General features: G+C 67.5%; 13 protein-coding genes. 7 read left to right on the top strand and 6 right to left on the bottom strand.

The features are described 5' to 3' along the window. Positions 1–17 precede the first annotated feature (17 nt). The 5 genes from ACIA5G_RS39820 to ACIA5G_RS39800 all read right to left on the bottom strand — a co-directional run bounded on the left by ACIA5G_RS39820 (position 18) and on the right by ACIA5G_RS39800 (position 5,573). Positions 18–1,016 (bottom strand): L,D-transpeptidase, encoded by a 999-nt coding sequence (locus ACIA5G_RS39820; RefSeq protein ID WP_395932988.1) that lies wholly within the window; start codon positions 1,014–1,016, stop codon positions 18–20. Positions 1,017–1,111: 95 nt separating this feature from the next. Continuing rightward, positions 1,112–3,043: a protease pro-enzyme activation domain-containing protein gene (locus tag ACIA5G_RS39815; RefSeq protein ID WP_395932986.1), complete on the bottom strand. Its 1,932-nt coding sequence runs from the start codon at positions 3,041–3,043 to the stop codon at positions 1,112–1,114. 360 nt (positions 3,044–3,403) lie between these two features. Continuing rightward, positions 3,404–3,637: a hypothetical protein gene (locus ACIA5G_RS39810; RefSeq protein ID WP_395932984.1), complete on the bottom strand. Its 234-nt coding sequence runs from the start codon at positions 3,635–3,637 to the stop codon at positions 3,404–3,406. A 182-nt stretch (positions 3,638–3,819) separates the two neighbouring features. Continuing rightward, entirely contained in the window at positions 3,820–4,701 is an 882-nt protein-coding gene (locus ACIA5G_RS39805; protein WP_395932982.1) for a hypothetical protein, read from the bottom strand. Next, positions 4,698–5,573 carry a hypothetical protein gene (locus tag ACIA5G_RS39800; protein WP_395932980.1) on the bottom strand — a complete coding sequence of 292 codons (876 nt, stop codon included), beginning with the start codon at positions 5,571–5,573 and terminating at the stop codon, positions 4,698–4,700. The genes ACIA5G_RS39805 and ACIA5G_RS39800 overlap by 4 nt, the downstream gene beginning before the upstream one ends. Before the next feature lie 1,002 nt (positions 5,574–6,575). Here ACIA5G_RS39800 and ACIA5G_RS39795 point away from each other — a divergent pair. Then, on the top strand, positions 6,576–7,925 hold the full coding sequence (locus ACIA5G_RS39795; RefSeq protein WP_395932978.1) for a cytochrome P450: 1,350 nt from the start codon (positions 6,576–6,578) through the stop codon (positions 7,923–7,925). A gap of 44 nt (positions 7,926–7,969) precedes the next feature. On the opposite strand, the gene ACIA5G_RS39790 is transcribed toward ACIA5G_RS39795, so the two are convergent. Then, positions 7,970–10,399, bottom strand: coding sequence for an ATP-binding protein (locus ACIA5G_RS39790; protein WP_395932976.1), 2,430 nt, complete (start codon positions 10,397–10,399; stop codon positions 7,970–7,972). Between the two features lie 567 nt (positions 10,400–10,966). On the opposite strand from ACIA5G_RS39790, the gene ACIA5G_RS39785 reads away from it, so the two are divergent. The 6 genes from ACIA5G_RS39785 (at position 10,967) to ACIA5G_RS39760 (ending at position 17,002) form a co-directional block, all read left to right on the top strand. After that, a complete protein-coding gene (locus tag ACIA5G_RS39785) occupies positions 10,967–11,716 on the top strand; it encodes a hypothetical protein (protein ID WP_395932974.1) in 750 nt (249 codons plus the stop codon). A gap of 121 nt (positions 11,717–11,837) precedes the next feature. Continuing rightward, positions 11,838–12,845 (top strand): BMP family ABC transporter substrate-binding protein, encoded by a 1,008-nt coding sequence (locus tag ACIA5G_RS39780; protein WP_395932972.1) that lies wholly within the window; start codon positions 11,838–11,840, stop codon positions 12,843–12,845. Beyond that, positions 12,842–14,314 carry an ATP-binding cassette domain-containing protein gene (locus ACIA5G_RS39775; RefSeq protein WP_395932970.1) on the top strand — a complete coding sequence of 491 codons (1,473 nt, stop codon included), beginning with the start codon at positions 12,842–12,844 and terminating at the stop codon, positions 14,312–14,314. Before ACIA5G_RS39780 ends, ACIA5G_RS39775 begins: the two co-directional genes overlap by 4 nt. 23 nt (positions 14,315–14,337) lie before the next feature. After that, positions 14,338–15,375 carry an ABC transporter permease gene (locus tag ACIA5G_RS39770; protein ID WP_395932968.1) on the top strand — a complete coding sequence of 346 codons (1,038 nt, stop codon included), beginning with the start codon at positions 14,338–14,340 and terminating at the stop codon, positions 15,373–15,375. Then, on the top strand, positions 15,368–16,297 hold the full coding sequence (locus ACIA5G_RS39765; protein WP_395932966.1) for a hypothetical protein: 930 nt from the start codon (positions 15,368–15,370) through the stop codon (positions 16,295–16,297). The genes ACIA5G_RS39770 and ACIA5G_RS39765 overlap by 8 nt, the downstream gene beginning before the upstream one ends. A gap of 54 nt (positions 16,298–16,351) precedes the next feature. Then, the gene (locus ACIA5G_RS39760; protein ID WP_395932964.1) at positions 16,352–17,002 is read left to right on the top strand and encodes a class I SAM-dependent methyltransferase; all 651 of its coding nucleotides are present in this window, start codon (positions 16,352–16,354) and stop codon (positions 17,000–17,002) included. Positions 17,003–17,019: the final 17 nt, after the last annotated feature.

Raw genomic sequence — 17,019 nt, 5'->3', positions numbered from 1 at the left:
TGAGTGGGTTGAGGTGTTCACGCGATCTCGACGACGCTGCCCGGAGGCACGGTCTTGGAGATCACGTCGAGTGCGTCGCGGGGAACGCGGACGCATCCGTCTGAGGAGGCCCGGCCGTACACGTTGTCGGTGGGCCAGGTGTGGACGCCGACGGTGCCGGGGCCGGCGCCGAAAGTGAGGTGAGTTGCGGAGTGGGTGCCTAGCGGCATTACGATCGGGCTGAACGGCTTCGGGCCGTTGTCCAAGATGGACGCGAGGATGAAGGTTCGTCCCGGGGGTGTGACTGCACCGGCCTTGCCGACGCCGATGGTCCAGTGGCCGATCGGAGCGTCGTCGCGGTACAGGTCCAGGGTGAAGGTTTTTCGGTCGACGTCGATGCGGAATCGGCTGTGCTCGGTGGTGACAGCGGGGTCGTCGAGATAGATCCACCCAGTGGAGCTGTTGGGCCGGCTGGGAAGCAAGATCTGTGCCCAGCCGGGCTGCTCGGCGACGATCGGGACATTCGTCTCGGTCGCCAGGTCGGCGAAGCGCTGCTGAGCTGGCAGCGCCGCGATCGGCCGGCCGCCTGGCGTGGCGTAGATGGCGATCGTTGTCGACGGGTGCGCGATCTTGCCCGCGGTGCGTGCGGCAGGTGCCGGGTCGAGGGGAGCTCCTGCGACGGTGGCGAAGGTGTCGGCTACCGGCAGTTTCGCCAGGTCCTGGGCGGTAACCAGTTGCGGCGCTACCACGAGCTCGTTCTCGTCGGCGGACCCATCGACGGACGGCGTCGTTATGGTCGGGCTTTCGCTGGCTTGACCGGCCTGCGTGCCGGTCAATGCGGCTGTCAGGCTGCCCAGAGCGAGAACGACGGCCAGCCCGTAGGCGGCGAGGATCAGACCGCGTCGGCGGTTCCTTGCACCGGAGAGCGGCTCCGTAGTGCCGCTGGCTCCCGAAGGGGTAGTCGGGCCCGGTGAGGCGTCCGGCTCGGCCGCGTTCGGATCCGGCTGCGTGGCCCGGCCGTCGTCCGCGCTGTCCATTCCTCCTCCTTCCTTTGCTGTAGGGGGGTTTCGAGGTGTGGTGGCGACGCCGCGCGTCCCCCGAGGCGGCGGTGCCGCCACCACACGTGCCGGTGCTACTTGCCGAGAGCTGCCACGAACCCGGCATTCGGCGTGCCGACGCCGGTCACTGCGTCCCAGCCGGGGCCGCTCTGCAGCGTCTGGGGCTTGGCGTCGAAGTCGATGAAGTACGAGCCCCGCGCCGACGGGACCGCCACGCCGCCGTAGCCGAAGACCACGGGCGTCCAGACGCCACGCTTGTGCGGGGTGACGTCGGCGATGGCCGAGCTGCCCGCCAAGTCGTAGATCGCCGGGTTCAAGAACCCGAGACGGTCGGAGTTGGCGGCCTGGGCGGAGTTGGCCGTCAGGCCCGCGATCAGCGGCGCCGCGAGGCTCGTGCCGCCCGAGCCGTACTCGACGTAGCCCTGTCCCGGCACGGTCTGCCCGACCGCGAAGCCGGTGTAGGCGTCCGCCAGCGCCGACAGATCGGGGACCATGCGCTTCGTCCCCGCGGGCACCTTGCCGGCCTGGTAGTCGGGCCGGTCGAAGATCGACGACACGCCGCCGCCGGCGCCGCCGGCGAACGGCCCGTCCTTGTCCTGAGACGGGACGAAGGTGTTGCCGGACTGCACCAGCGCGGTGGAGGTCCAGCCGGTGTCGAACAGCTTGCGACCGGAGCCGTCGACCGCGACCGACGTCCCACCCACCGCGGTCACCCACGGGTTGGACGCGGGGAAGGCGGGGCTGGGCTTGCCCGCGACGCCGGAGTTGTCGCCGGCGTCGCCGGAGGACACGACGATGCTCTGGCCCTGGATCGCGGCCTGCACACCGATCGCGTCGACCTGCTGGCGGGTCGCGGCGGGCACGGTGCTCTCGCCGCCGTTGTAGCCCCAGCTGTTGGAAACGACACTGACCTTGTTCTCGGAGACCGCGGAGTTCAGCGCGGTGTACAGGCTGAAGCAGTCCTTGGCCGCGTAGTACCGGATCGTCGCGGCCGGGGCGATGGTGTGCGACGCCTGCACGTCGAGGGCTTGCTCGCCGGCCCAGGAGTCCGGCTCGCAGGACGGGTCGTTGTTGAATCCGCCGCTGGGCAGCGCGACGGAGTACTGGCCCGCGGCCAGGGCCGGGGAGCCGAAGTGCGCGGCGGCTCGGTTCGCGTCGGCCAGCGTCGTCGCGCCGTTGTAGGCACCGACGATGCCGATGCTGGTGCCGGCGCCGGTGTTGGCCGCGGTCAGGCCGTAGATTCCGCGGGTCTGGGAGGTGTGGTAGCCGCAGACCAAGTTGCTCTGCGCCCCGTCGCCGTAGACCTGCGGCACGGCGGTGTTGTTGGTCTGGCCCCATGAGGTCGCGCAGCTGGTGCCGGCCTCGGCCGCGGCCGCCGGAGTCGGCTGGGCGATGCGCTGCGGGGTGATGGTCTTCTCGGAGTCGTCGAGGCCGAGCACGCTGGTCACCGCCGCGCGCAGTGACCTCGGCAGGGTGATCGGCCGCTCCGGCGCGACCAGGGCGGCGGTCTGGCCTCCCTTGAGGGTGTGCCTGAACTTCGCGAGGGTGGTCCCGAAGGCTCGCTCAAGCGTCGTCGTGTCGGCGCTCGCCTCGATGAAGTGCCGGTTGCTGGTGACGCCGGCGACAGCCAGCCCCTGCTGGCGCAGCCAGGTGGTGACCTGGTCGACGGTGTCCTGGGTCGCGGCGAAGCGGTTGGTGAACTCGGCTGCGGACAGCGTGTGGCGGAACTGCGGTGATCCGGGCGTGCTGACGGCCTTGGCCAGAGCTTCGGCACCGGCCTCGTCCCTCAGCGCCAAGGCCACCTGGACGTGGCGCGTCATGTGGGTGTCGACGCCGCCGAGCTTGGCGGCTGGGGTCGCCCAGGCCGGGGTGCTGCCGGTGACCGCCACGCGGTCGCCGGGCCCGGCCTGGTTGTTCGCTGCGGTGGCCGGTGTCGCAGCCGCGATCCCGGCCAGTGCCGCGCATCCGGCGATCGCACTTGCCGCGCGAGATGGTCGTAATGCCATGTGTCGTAGCCCCTACTCGGTTTCTTTCGGAATTCACCAGGCGTGTTCGCAGTGCTATTGCGGAACCAGTTAGCTACGTGCGTTGGATAGAACTCGTGCAACGAACCTGTGTTGAGCACGGTGAATCGATCGGCTCGCGAGCGCTTCTGCACCTGGTGATCGCCAACGTTCCCCTGCTGGCTCTGTGAGCTGCGTTTTCTCAACTCGACTTCACTGTGCCCAAGGTTCGGGTTCGATGTCAACCGATGTTGTTGTGGACTTTCGAGAAACAAATTGTGCGTTATTTCGGGCATGGCGAAGTCCCTGGTGTCGCTTGGGTGCACCAGGTCTAGGAAAGTGCGTGAACGCGTTTTTTGAACGTCAGCGCTGTTCTATTCTCTCCAAAACAAATGGGATGCCCGAGCCGCACACGGTGGCACCGACTTTGTCGCGTTGCGGGACAAAGCCGGTGACGCGCAGGCGTTCACTGCGAGGTCCAGCCCCGAGTGTTGCTCGTTCGTGGTCGGTAGCCACCTGGCCGATAAGGCGCAGATGCTGGTTGTTCGCCGTGACCATTTCTGCGCATCCGATGTGCGCGGTCCGCCACGTCACCACGCCATCCACCTGGACTCGCGGTCCCGCGCGATCCGGTTGGGGCTGTTCCAGGGCGGTGCCTGGCGGTGGCGAGGCGCCGGATGGGAGCGCGGGGCTCGGAGGGCTCGAGCAGCCGGCCAGCGCTGCGACGGCGACGGCTGCCGCGACGGCCGTGACACGCGGAGCGCTGTGCGTTCGGTTAGTCACCGCAGACTCCGAGGATCACCGTCGCGGGAGCGATGCGCGATGGCCGCCGCCGCCAAGATCAGCGAGTTCGGTTCCTGCATGCGCGTGATCAGCGGCTGAAGCAGCTCACGCGCTTGGGGCGCGGTGAATCCGCGGCCGAGTAGCCAGACCTCAGCCGTCTGCTCGTGGCTGCGCCGGACGGCATAGATCTCCTGCGTAGCTCCGATGTGGCCGACGGTCCAGCATCCGCGCCGGGCGAGGGGTTGGTCGACCGGGTCATCGTCGTCGCGCCGCCAACGCGTTCCGAATGCCCTGCCCTCGATCGCATCCGGCCCGCGGCCCGAACCTGCTGCACGTCGAGAGTCGGCGAGGAAGTAGGCCGCGTCGCGAAATACCGATACCTCCGCTGGCACTGCAGAGCTGCGCGACCACCCTGCGGCGGCCTCCGCCAGCAGGCGTTCGTGCGGTGCGAGCGCGATGACGAACGACCGGAGGAGCTCCTGGTAGGTGACGACTTCCGTCCTCATGGCGGTGGTGCGCGCGTGGACGTCCGCCGCCGCCTGGAGGGCTGCGTGCGCAGCCTTTCCACGTGCGAACCATGCTGCACGAGGGGTCCTCAAACGCTCGCGCTGAGTCGCGAGCGCACGGGCCGCCTGGTCGACCTTGGCCGTGAGACGTCGTTCGAGAGCGCGGAGCTCTGCCTCCACTCGCAAGACTTCGGCAGCGATGTCGGGCTTCGGATGCAGCCAACGAGGATCCGCCAGCATTTGTGTGACGGCCGCTGCTGGGCTCAACTCGCTGGCGCGGCGGTCGGTGGGCAGCGCCAGCCCCCGAGCCAGTGCCGGTTCCCGATCACGAGGACCTTCGGTGTGATGGGGGAAACTGATGTGGACAGTCATGCCATCTCCTCGCCGCCGAGCTGGGCGAGCGGGACAGCGGCGTTGTCGGGGTTCGAGGTGGCCGGCGGTGCGACCCGCAACGCGACGCACTGGCGGGTAGGGCGTGCTCCCCTGGCGGCTTGGACGACGCCGGCCGCCAGAATCACCGAGTTCGGCTCCCTCATACGGGCAGCGACCCGGCCGAGCAGAGCGAACGCGCGACGCTTCGCAAATCCGGAGCCGAGCAGCCACACCTCATGGGGCTGGCCCCCAACCCGACGCGCTGCGTATATCTCGGTCGTCTGCTCGATGTAACCCAGTGACCACGGACCGGCTTGATCCCAGTTCTCGGCCTCCGGGTCGTCGTCGCCGTCGCGGCGCCAGAAGTGTCCGAACTCCTCGACACCGCCGATCACAGTCCCGCCCCACGCGGACGTGGCGCCGCGCCGGCTGTCGGCGGCGAGAAACGTGTTCTCGTCGGCGAACCCGACGATGCTGGCCGGGGCGGCGGGGGAGCGGCTCCAGCCGTCGGCTGCCCCACGCAGTTCGCCGTCCTCAGGGCCGAGAGCGATCACGAACCCGCGCAATATGTCAACGAGTGCCTGCGCGTCCTGCTGAGCCGCGATCTTGTCGGAGTGGCTAAGGATGGCCTGCCTCAGCCGACCGGTGGCCAGGCGACCGTCCCGACGGTTCTTGCATCGGCCCGGCTGCGCAGTTCTCCTCACGGCGTCGCGGGCGGCGGCGACCGCCTCCTCGGCGTTCTGACTGCTGGCCTGAAGCGCCGCGGCGGTAGCCCGCAAGCGGGCCTCCAGTCGGAGCACGTCCCGTCCGGCGTCGGTGGTGAGGCCCAGTCCGCCGGGGCCGATCAGCCACTCGCCGATCGGCCCGGGCACTTGACGTGCTCGATGTCCTGCTCGCAACACAAGACCGGCTCTGGTGTGTTTCCACACCAGTTGACGGTGCGCTGACATTCCTTTCCCTCCCCGTTTCCGAGCGACTTCGGCCGGCGCGCCGTCGTGCTCCTGGTGTCCGAGCACGGGCGACACGGCCCGCGGGCCGTCGTCTCCCTCAGACCAGCAGTGGTGTGCTGGCCGGCGCGCAGGCGGCGATCGTTCCTCCTCGCTGCCTGCGCGCGCCCCCTCTCCGGTCTGGCTCCGGCCGACGGGGCCATGCGCACGAAGGGTGCAATAAATGCGTTGTGGTGGTGCTGCGCAGCGCGGGTGACCAGATGCCCGTAATGGGTCAGGTCTCGCCGTGCACGCGCCCCATGCCGCTGCCCCTCGTGCTCGATCGCCAAGTGCTTCGATTCGAGTACTTCCCCAGACCCCTGCGCCGGGGAAGTACTCGATGCGATGGTGCCTGGTTCCGGCGCTGAACCGAGGTTCGAACCGTGCCCAGTCGATGCAGCAACAATAGAGCAGAGGGGGGATGCGTCAATGCGGGCAGTGAAGTTTTGTGTCCAGTTTTTGTCATTCCCACGAATAGCTTAAGTGAGATCACGCGCGTGGGCGCCCAGGCCATACCTAGCTAACTACTCTGGGTAGTATGTACTGATCAGGCTGTTGATGCCTCGAGGTCTGCCGGTGGGCGCGAGATGGTTGGTGCATCTTGCATGTTCGGAAATAATTGCGTTTCGATTCACCGAGATCGTCGTTCGAATTACCCATTTGCGATTAATCGCGAAGTCTGGAAGGCTCCTTCTTGCGCCGACGGTAACCCGTGATTAGGTAGCCGTTTCGCGTGGCTTAGGTAACCCGGCGTGGATCGTTAGGTACTGATTTCCCGCAAGTTGCGTGTGTTTGCCGATAGTGAAGACGTGCACGTTCACGGATTCTGGTTCTGACCCGTCTAAGCGCGTGTCGAACAGATTGTCGCCTGAAGGGGAGCCCCGAACCGTGGGTACACGCATCATCAACGCGTTGAAGTCGTTCCAACCGCATCGTCTCGCTGCGCTGTTCCAGGCGCGTACGTCGACGACGGAGCGCTTGTTCAGTGACGACTTCTGGGACAGGTCCCTCGCTATCGGGGATGCCCTGCGCGACAAGGCCGCCGTGCACCGAGGTGTTCTGGCCAACGGGCTGCAGGTCTGGGTCATCTGCCGCTACGACGAGGCCCGATCCGCACTGGCCGACCCGCGCCTGAGCAAGTCGATCGACGGGCTGAAAGCCGTGATCGAGGACCAGCTCATCCGCGCCGGCCTCGACCCATCGCTGTCGAACATGTTCTCCGGCCACATGCTCTTCCAGAACGACCCCGAACACGCCCGGCTTCGGCGCCTTCTGGCTGCAGGCTTCACTCGCGGACGCGTGGAGGGGCTTCGTCCGCGGGTCGAGCAACTGACCGCGGAGATGCTGGCCGAGCTGCCGCTGGACCGGCCGGCGGACCTGATCGACCGGATCGCGTTCCAGCTCCCGCTGACCGTCATCTGCGAACTGCTCGGAGTGCCTCTGCACGAGCGCGACTCGCTACGCGAGTGGACCGAGGCGATGATGGAGGATCACCCCGACCAGACCATACCTGCCTCGAAGGCCCTTGAGGCCTTCTTCGAAGAGCTGATCGCGGCCAAGCGCCAAACCCCGGAGGATGATCTGCTGTCGGCTCTTATCCAGGTCGCCGACCGCGAGGACCGGCTTGACGAGGCCGAGCTGATGGCCACGCTGTTCCTCATTTTCGTCGCTGGCCACGAGACGACGACCAACGCCATCGGCAATGCCGTGCGATGGCTGCTGCAAGACTCGCGGCGGTGGCGGCTGCTGGCCCAGCGGCCCGCCTTGGTTTCCAATGCAGTCGAGGAGTCGATGCGCTATGACTCCGCAGTGCGGAATGCGACTTTCCGTTACACCGACGAGGATATGGAGGTCGGTGGCGTGCGAATCCCCGCGGGGGAGGTCGTGCTGGTGTCCCTACAGGCTGCCAACCGTGATCACCGTCGGTTCTCCGACGCCGACGTGTTCGACGTGCATCGGGGCGACGCCCGGGCGCACCTGAGCTTCGGCCACGGAATTCACCACTGTCTCGGCGCGTCGCTCGGCCGCATGGAGCTGGAGATCGTTCTGGGTGCCCTGACGAACCAGTTCCCGAGTGCACGTCTGGCTGTCGGCGAGCGCCGGCTGCGCCGCAAGCACAGTGCGATCATGAACGGCTACCTCGCGCTGCCGGTCCATCTCGCGCCTCGGCGATGGCAGAAGTTGATCGACGATGTCCGGGTAGTTGTTCTCCGGGCGAAGTTGACGCTCGCCGGCTAGGCCCGTGCGTCGCGGTCGCGCGGCGCACAGGCCCGGGGCCACCACTAGGTGTGCCGGGCGGGGCTCGCCTGCGCGACGAACCACCTGGTGACCTCGACTCGCGAACCCAGATTCAACCTTCTGAAGATCCGCTGCACGTGACTGTCGATGGTCCGGCGGCTGAGCTTCAGCTCCTCGCCGATCTCGCGGTTCGTCCGGCCGGTGGCGACCAGCTCGACGATCTCGTACTCCCGTTCCGTCAGGCCTCCGGGGCGTACGTCCGGCGCGGCTGGAGGGGCTGCGGGGAAATCGTCCGTCACCAACTTGAGCAGAGCTTTCCTGGCCTGCAGCCCCCGGCCCCGTGGCTTCCCGATCTCGAGCTGCGATTCCCATCTCGCGTCACCGAGCTGCCGGCGTGCCATTGCCGTGATGGACGTCTGCAGCCGCAACCAGGGGAGTAGGCCAGGCAGAGATACCTCCGTATCCTCCTGGGCCGTCATCGTGGCGCCAAGAACCTCACCGCCGAGCTCGTGGAAGCCGAGCAGGATCGCGATCAGAGCGATCAACCACACGGTCCAGACCCAACCCCACTTGTCGCCGATGTCGTCCTGAATCCGGAGAGCCTGCTGCGCCAGTGAGAGCGCCTTCCAGGGATCACCGAACCGCATCTCCACCAGCGCGCAGGCCCACAGGGCCCACGAGATGCACCACTTCGCTCCTGCGGCGCGCGCTTCGGCCAGCAGGGCCTCGCTTTCCGCGATCGCGATGTCGCGTTCGCCGGCGAAGCCGGCGTCCATCACGCGAAAAAGCCACGCCATCCACCGAAAACCGAAACTTCCTTCGGCTTGAAACGCGTCCATCGCGCTCTGGAACAACGCCAGTGACTCACCATTTTGCACAGTGCCCGACGCAGTGAGCCACAGGCTTGTCGCCCGCGCGTAGAGGATGGGGCCGTAGGAGTCGAAACAGTCCAGCTGGTGCGCGGCGGCTTCCGCGGCGGCGAGCAGTGGCGCCGCCCGCTCCTGATCGCCCTGGCAGAGCGCGGTGTGCACGGCCAACGACAGGGCCGCAACCTGCAGCAAGGTCGGCTCTTCAGGATGCGCCTTCAAGCCGAGGTCCAGCATCTTGCGGCCGGTATTGAGGTTGCCGGCCAGAAAGAAGTACCGAGTTCCGACGACGCTGACCGGCAGTATGAGCCCGCGGAGCGCGGTGTCCGGCGCGGAGAGCAGGTGTTCCTGCGCCGCCCACGAGTTGGGCTGTTCCGCGTCGAGGTCGTCCAGCAACTCGTCCTCGTTCGGGCCGAACCAGGTTTCGGCTACCCGTCCCGTCCATGCCTCGAAGTAGTCAGCGTGCGCATCGCGCAGCCCGGCTGCTTCCGCTTCGGTCAGCAGGTCCTTGCCGAAGCTGCGGATCGTTCCCAGCATGCTGAACCTGGTCCGGCCGCGGTGTGGCTCCCGGACCAGGACGGACTTGCGGACTAGCGCACCCAGCAGCGGACGAACGTCGATCTCGTCGATGCCGCGGTCTCGGCAGATCGCTGCCGCAGCGGTCGCGTCGAAACTTCCTTCGAAAACGCTGCACAACGCCCACATCCGCTGTTCCGGCTGTTCCAGAAGACCGTAGGACCAGGCGATGGTGGAGTGCAGCTTGCGGTGGTGACGCTGCTCGGCTGATCCATCGACCAGCATGTTCAGCAGATCCGGGGGTGGGGAGGCAACCATCTCGCTCACCGACATCGCGCCCAGCGCGCCGGCCGCGAGTTCGATCGCCAGGGGTAGCCCGTCCAGAACCCCGCACAACCGCGCAGCGACCGGGTAGTCAGCCGGGTCGATTGGGTAGCCGCGGGCGTCCGCTCGATCGAGGAACAGCGCGAGGGCTTCGTGCACGTTCCGATCGACCACGCCTGCCTGCGCGGACAACTCCGCGACGTGCAGCGGAGGCACGTGCACCACCTTCTCGCCCTCAACGCCGAGCAGGTCCCGGCTTGTGGCGACAACCTGCAGTCCCTCGGCGTTCGGCAGCAGGGTTCGGAGCAGGCGGGGAATCTGGTCCTCACCGAGGAGGTGTTCACAGTTGTCCAGCAGCAGAAGCATCTCCCGGTGTCGTAGATGCTCGAGCAGGCGCGCGAGGGGATGCTTCTTGGTAGAGTTGTTCAAAATGCCGAGCGCGGTCGCCAGCGCCGACTCCAGGTGGTCGTCGACCGGCTTGACCTTCTCGAGCCAGACCGCGACCACGCCATCCCGGTAGGTGCCGGCGGCAGCAAGCTCCTTCTCCAAACGCAACAGAAGCCTGGTTTTTCCGACTCCGCCGGGGCCGGTCAGCGTCAGGAGCTGCGTCGAGGACAGCCGCTGCTTGATCTCGTTGAGGAGGTCGGTGCGGCCCACGAAGCTCTTCATCTCCGCCGGTCGTACCAGCGGCTGGACGGCGCCGTCGCTGGCAGTGCCTGCGCCGCGGCTGCCGACATCGACCTCTGGGTCGGCCGTGGCGTGAGCCATGTGAATCTCCCCCTGATCACGAACGTCTCCGGCGCTGCTGGGGCACCGATGAATCTTGAAGCCGATGACCGCGTCGCACGCATCCGCAATGGATGCCTGAGCGAACCTCGTGTCAACGAGGTCGTCGGCTCTCACCCCTTCCCGGCCAGCGCCTGTCTCCCGCAGGCTTCTGACCAGCGCCGACGCCCTCACGCCGATGGCTCTGGACACGGCTCTGGGTGAAACCATCGACACTGTTAACCTCGGGCCAGCCGAGCATAGGTGAGACGGGCGAGATGCGGATGGATCTGCTGTTTCGTCCTTCTGTGAAACTTTCCTGGGGTACGCGGCGGATGGCCGGTCACCTCGGACCGTCAAGAATCCGCAGGTCAGCGCCGATGTGTCGAGCCCGTTCGCTGGCGGAAGCGTGAAGCGGTCTTCTCTGCGAACGCGGATTCAGTTAAGGTTCACCTCGGACGTGGTAGCCAGGCGTACCCGCCGTGACACAGCTTGTTACCGGGGGCGGGAACGCGGCGCGTCCTGGGGGGACTGCACGCGCGACGGCGGGAGATGAGCCAGGTGGGACCGGTGGACAGGGGTGATCCCAATGGCACCTTCTTCGAAAAGCTACGTTATCTGCGATTTACGCATCGCGGGCTGAATAATCAGATTTACACGTACGCGCAGATCGCTGAGCATGTCACGAGGGTGACTGGACGACGCTGCGGAGAGGGAACCATCGAACGCCTATTTACTCCCGGCGCGACAACCAAGTATCCGTCTGAGGAGCGTTTGGCGGCAATTCTTTCGTTGTTTGGAAGGACCCCCGACGAGCTCGAAGCGCGAGGTGATCCGTCCGGCACATTCGGTCAGCGTGTCGCCCATCAACGTTACCTTTTCGCACAGCGAAATCGGGCCGGGAAACCTCCCAGCCTAGAGGAGATCGCCAGCTACATTCGTGGCAGGACCGGCCGGAGTTGTTCGGCGTCGTACGTGAGTCAACTGTTGTGCGACCGGGTCCCGTATGGACCTGCGAGGGACAAAATCGAAGCGCTGGCCTCATTTTTCGACGTCAGCCCGGCCTTCTTCTTCGGTGACGAGCAGTCGCAAGCGGTGATGGGCAACGAGCTGCTGCTGCGGGGCATGCGGGACTTCATCGACGCGCTGTACGACCTGGCACAAATTCGTCGCGAGGGGGTCGCCGACGTTTTCGATCACGACAGGCCGATGCATCTTGACGAATTCTCCGAGCTGACCGAGAGGGTGCGTTCCTCCATTGCCGAAGTTCGGGCCGAGCGGCTGCTCTCAACGCCGAGCGAGCAGGTGATGCCCGGATAGCGGGCGAATGGCGTATAGGGCGGGACTGCTTGTCGTCGAGGGCTCGGCCCTGCGCCGAAGCTCTATAGAATAAATGCTGTCGGCGGCACGGGGCGCCGCGACTGAAGGTGGGGAGAAGCGAATGCGAAGCAAACTGGTGGCCGCCATGACGGTGGCGGTTCTTGCAGGCGCGGCGACGGCAAGCTGCACGTCGGCGACGGACCCGGCAACCGGCCCAGGCATCATCCGAGTGGCGATTATCCTCGGAGGCATCCAAAACGATGGCGGGTTCAACCAGGCCGGCGCCTCAGCCGTGCGTGCGTTGCAGGACGAAGGGCAGATATCCGGCCAGATTCGTGAGTCGGTTGCCACCGCGCGAGACGCTGAACCGATCGTCCGCCAGTTCGCGGCTGATGGCTACGACCTCGTGATCGGCTGGTCGGCCACCTTCGCGGACTCGCTGTACCAGGTCGCCGGGGAGTTCCCGAAGACGAAGTTCATGGTGACCGGCGACGCGACCGACAAGCAGAAGACGACACCGAACGTCGAGACCTGGAACTACTCCGCGGAGGAGTTCGGCTACCTGCTGGGCTGGATCGCCGGGCAGACCAGGCTCACGCCTATCGGCGTCGTGGACGGCCAGGCTCTGCCCTCGCAGAAGCGGAAGTGGCACGGCTTCGAGCTTGGGGTGCACGCTGTGAACCCCGGTGCCGAGGTCCGCGCGCCCGTCTACACCGGCAGCTGGGAAGACGCGCAAGCAGCCAACCAGGCCACCGTGGCCCAGCTCGGCGCCGGCGCCCACCTGATCGCCACCAACAGCGAGGGCTACTCGCCTGGCGTCGCAGCTGCCGCGGCCGCGCGCAACGTCGCGACCGTCGGAATGAGCTCGGCCACCAGCGACGCCGCGAAGAAGGTTAATGTCGGACGCGCCCGGCTGGACATGCTGCCGATCCTGCGCGCCGTGCTGGACCGCCTCAAGACGGGCAAGTTCGGCGGCCAAACCTCTGTGTCCACCATCGCGAACCATTCGCTGGTGCTGGACACGATCACCAAAGTCGAGGCCACGCCGGCGCTTCCCGATGACCTCCAGGCCCGTGCAGCGGACTTGGCGCAGCAGCTCGCCGACGGGAAGATCAAGATCGGGTCGTGACCGCCGCACTCTCACTCAGCCGCGTCTCCCGCAGGTTCGGGATCGTCCAGGCGCTGCACGAGGTTGACCTGCGATTCGAACCAGGACAGGTCCACGCCGTGCTGGGGGAAAACGGCGCGGGCAAGTCGACCGCGATCCGGATCCTGGCCGGCCTCGACCAACCCGACAGCGGCACCGTCGAGCTCGACGGTGTCCCGGTCGATTTCCGTTCCCGCGCCGCGTCGATCCGAAGCGGAATTGGGCTAATTCCCCAGAACGGCAGCCTCATCGCCGAGCTCACGCTGGCGCAGAACTTGGCTCTAACCCGGCCTGAGGCCGTCCTCCGGCACCGTCGGCTGCGCGCGGTGCTCGAGGAGGCGGCGGCCTCCATCGGCGTCATGGTCGAAGTCGGCACCCCGGTACGCCGGATGGGACGAGCGCAGCAGCAACTCGGTGAGCTGGTCCTGGCCGCTGCCCAAGGAGCGCGGATCCTCTTGCTGGACGAGCCGACCTCAGTGCTGGACGCCACCGAGATCCGTGGGCTGTACGGCCGGCTGAGAAGGTTCGCCGAGGCGGGAATGACCGTCATGCTGATCACCCACCGGCTCAGCGAGGTCCGCGCCGTGGCCGACGTCGCCACCGTCCTGTCCCACGGAGAGGTGGCGTGGACCGGACCGGTCGCAGGGGTCAGCGACGCCGAGCTGGCACGCGCGATGGTCGGCGAACTGCCCCCGGACCCGCCCGCACAGCCCGCGCGGGCCCTTCCCGGTGCCGCCACCGTACTGAACTTGCGGGACATAGCGGCGACGACTGACGACCTGGCACCGATCCGCGACGTGAACATGGACGTCCGCGCAGGCGAGGTCGTCGCGGTCATCGGCACTGCAGGCAGCGGGCAGCGCGCGCTGGCGGAGGTCGCCGCAGGCGTTATCGTCCCCGCGCGCGGAACCCGCACGACGACCGGGCAAGTAGCCTACGTCCCCGAGAACCGTGACCGCGTACTCTTGTCGGCCTTGCCGGTGCGGTGGTCTGCGGTGCTGGCGCGGCTCAAAGAGCCGCGTTTCACCCGTTTCGGGATGCTCCGTACCGACGAGGTAACCGCCTTCGCGCGCGCACTGCTTACTCGGTACGACGTTCGCCCGCCCGATCCTGAGCTACCGGCGGGCGCCCTGTCGGGCGGCAACGCGCAGAAGCTGGTCGTCGGCCGCGAGCTGGACTCCGCACCCGCGGTCGCGGTGCTGCACGCCCCGACTCAAGGCCTCGATCTGCGGGCGGCCCGCGCTGTCCGGGCGATCATTCTCGACGCGGCCGCCGCGGGGACGGGGATCTTGCTGGTCTCGGCTGATCATGAGGAAGCGCGAGCGCTCGCCCATCGGATCCTTGTGTTGCGTGAGGGCCGGATCGCCGGCGAGTACACCGCGACGGCCTACGATCACGCTGTCCACCAGCTCGTGGAGGTACCGACGAGCGGCGGGCGGCCAGCATGTTGAGGATTCGCCTGCTGGTCGGCAGCATGGTGCGCACCCACGCGGTGACCGCGGCCTGCATGATCGGCGGGTTCGCGGTCGTCGCCTTGGTGGTCACGGCCACCGGCGGAAGCCTGCAAGCCGCGATTTCGGGCTGGGCCCGCGGCGCCTTCGGCACGCCGTACGCGGCCGTCCAGACCGTCGCCTACGCGGTGCCGCTGGTGCTGATCGCGCTCGGTGTGTCCCCGGCGTTGCGAGCGGGAGTGATCGCTGTCGGCGCCGAAGGCCAGATGATCGCCGGCGGCATCGCTGCCACCGCGTCGGTGTTTGCCTTGCCGCGTGACGCCTCGGCAGTGCTGGCTGTGCCTGCAGGAATGCTCACCGGGATGGTGGCCGGTGCAGCATGGTCGATGATCGCTGCCGTGCCCCTGCTGCGGTGGCGCGTGAACGAGATTCTCAGTGCCTTGATGGCGAACTACCTGGCTGTGCAGCTGCTCACCTACCTTCTTCGGACTTCGCTAGCCGACCCGGAGGGGTACTCCACCCCGCGCAGCGCCGACCTTCCCGCAGCGGCTCGGATCCCTTTCCTGCCCGTCCCCGGCCGGCTGACCGCCGGGGCGCTCGTCGTCATGGCGTTGGTGGCGGTCGGGATCTGGTGGCATCGAACCCGTTCGGCCCGGATCCTGGACATTTTCGCCGAGGACCGCTGGCTGGCCGCGCGGCTCGGGTTCACCCCAGCACGGGCGATTCTGGGCAGCGTCGGCGCGTCCGGGGCCGCTGCCGGGCTCGCCGGGTGGATGCAGATCGCCGGACCGGATGGCCGGCTCACGCCCGGCATCGCCGGGGGGATCGCGTTCACCGGCCTGGTGGTTGCGGTGCTGGGGCGCAATCGCCCGGTGCCGATCCTGGTCGCCGGCCTGATCATCGCCTCGCTGACCACCGGCGCCAACGGGATCCAGCTGCTGTCCGCAGCGACACCGACAGCGATCGGGGTTGTCACGCAGGGCGTGTTGCTGATCTCCGTCGCCCTTGCGATCGCGCTGTCCCGGCGGTCCCGCGCAGGTCGAGGTGCTGCGCATGGCTGAGCTGGTGATCCTGCTGTTGGGCAGCGCGCTTGCCGCGGCTGCGCCGCTTATCCTGGCCGGGCTGGGGGAACTGGCGCTGGAGCGGTCTGGGGCAGGGTTCAACCTGGGTATCGAGGGTGTCATGTTGTGCGGCGCGCTGGCCGGCGTGCTTGTCGGAGCCGCCGCCGGGCCGTGGGCAGGGGTCGCTGCAGGTCTCGGAGTCGGGCTTCTGTTCGGACTCGGCTTCGCGGCCAGTGCGGCGCTGGGCATCGACGTTGTCCTGATCGGCATCGCCATCTCGATCATCGGCGCCGGCGTGTCCACCTACCTGTTCCAGGTGATCGCCCCGGCTGGGCGGACCAACATCAGCTCGTCGCTGCTGCCGGCGGTTCGCATCCCGGGCTTGTCTGAACTGCCCGTCTTCGGGGCACCGTTTCATGCGGTCAGCGTCGGATTCGTTCTCGCGGCCGGGTTGGCGGCGCTGGCCGCGTGGGCTTTGCGCTCAACCCGGTTCGGGCTGCGGCTGCGTGCGGCCGCCGACGCGCGAACCGCCACTGCACAAGGCATCTCCGTGGCACGGTATCGGCTGCTCGCCGCGCTGATCGCCGGCGGACTGGCAGGGGTCGGCGGAACGGTGCTGGCGATCGCGACGGTCGGCAGCTTCACCCCGCTGATGACCGGCGGCCGCGGCTTTCTCGTGCTAGCGGTCGTGATCATCGGACGCCGGACCGCGGGCGGGGTTGTCGCTGGCGCCCTGCTGTTCGCCGGAATGGACGGCCTCGCGGTGCTGGCGGAGACCCGTGACCTGGGGCTTCCGTCGGAGGCTTATCACGCGTTGCCGTACTTCGCGGCGCTGGTGGTGCTGTGCGCACATGCCCGGTGGGAGACGAGACGAGCCACCAAGATCGAGAAGGCGGTGACCTTGAAAGAATCCGCCCGATGATCGGCCACCTCCCTGGTGGTCCTGTTTCCTGATCCTCACGTGAAAGGCGGTTCCATGACCGGCCCCGGCGACCTCTCCTCTGCCGCGCAGCTGTATGACTCCCTTGGGCAGAATTACGAGGACGCGTTCGGTCAGCAACCGGCAGTGGGGACTGCATTGGCTGACTTGCTGCCACGGCTGGGAGGCCGGGCGCGGGTTCTCGACCTCGGCGCCGGGACTGGCCGTCCGGTTGCCGCGGCGATCGCCGCGGCCGGGCATGAGGTCACCGGTTACGACGTGTCGGAGACGATGGTGAACCTCGCGCGCAGGCATGTTCCGCAGGCGCGCTTCGAGGTGGCCGACATGCGGGCGCTGACCTTCGCAGACGGGAGCTGGGACGTCGTGGTGACTATGTTCTCCATGTTGCAGCTGTCCCAGGCCGACCAGCGCGACATGCTGGCGCGAATCGCGCGGTGGCTTCAGCCGGGCGGGTTCTACGTCCTCGCGACCGTGCCACACCCACCGGGTTGCAATGGCCGGATCGGCGAATGGATGGGTCACACGGTGGAGACCTTCAGCTTCCCCGTGGCGACGCTGCGGCAGCTCGTCGGCGATGCGGGTCTGCAGGTCGTTCGCGAGGACGTCGTCGAGTTCACTCCGGCCAGCGACCAAGCCGACGTCGAACCGCAGGTGTACTTGACCGCCTCCAAACCTGCGGTCGAGTAAGAGCCGAATCAGGCAAC

This window comes from Amycolatopsis sp. NPDC051758 (assembly GCF_044453095.1).
Taxonomy (GTDB): domain Bacteria; phylum Actinomycetota; class Actinomycetes; order Mycobacteriales; family Pseudonocardiaceae; genus Amycolatopsis.
This window is presented reverse-complemented; position numbering and strand designations above follow the sequence as displayed.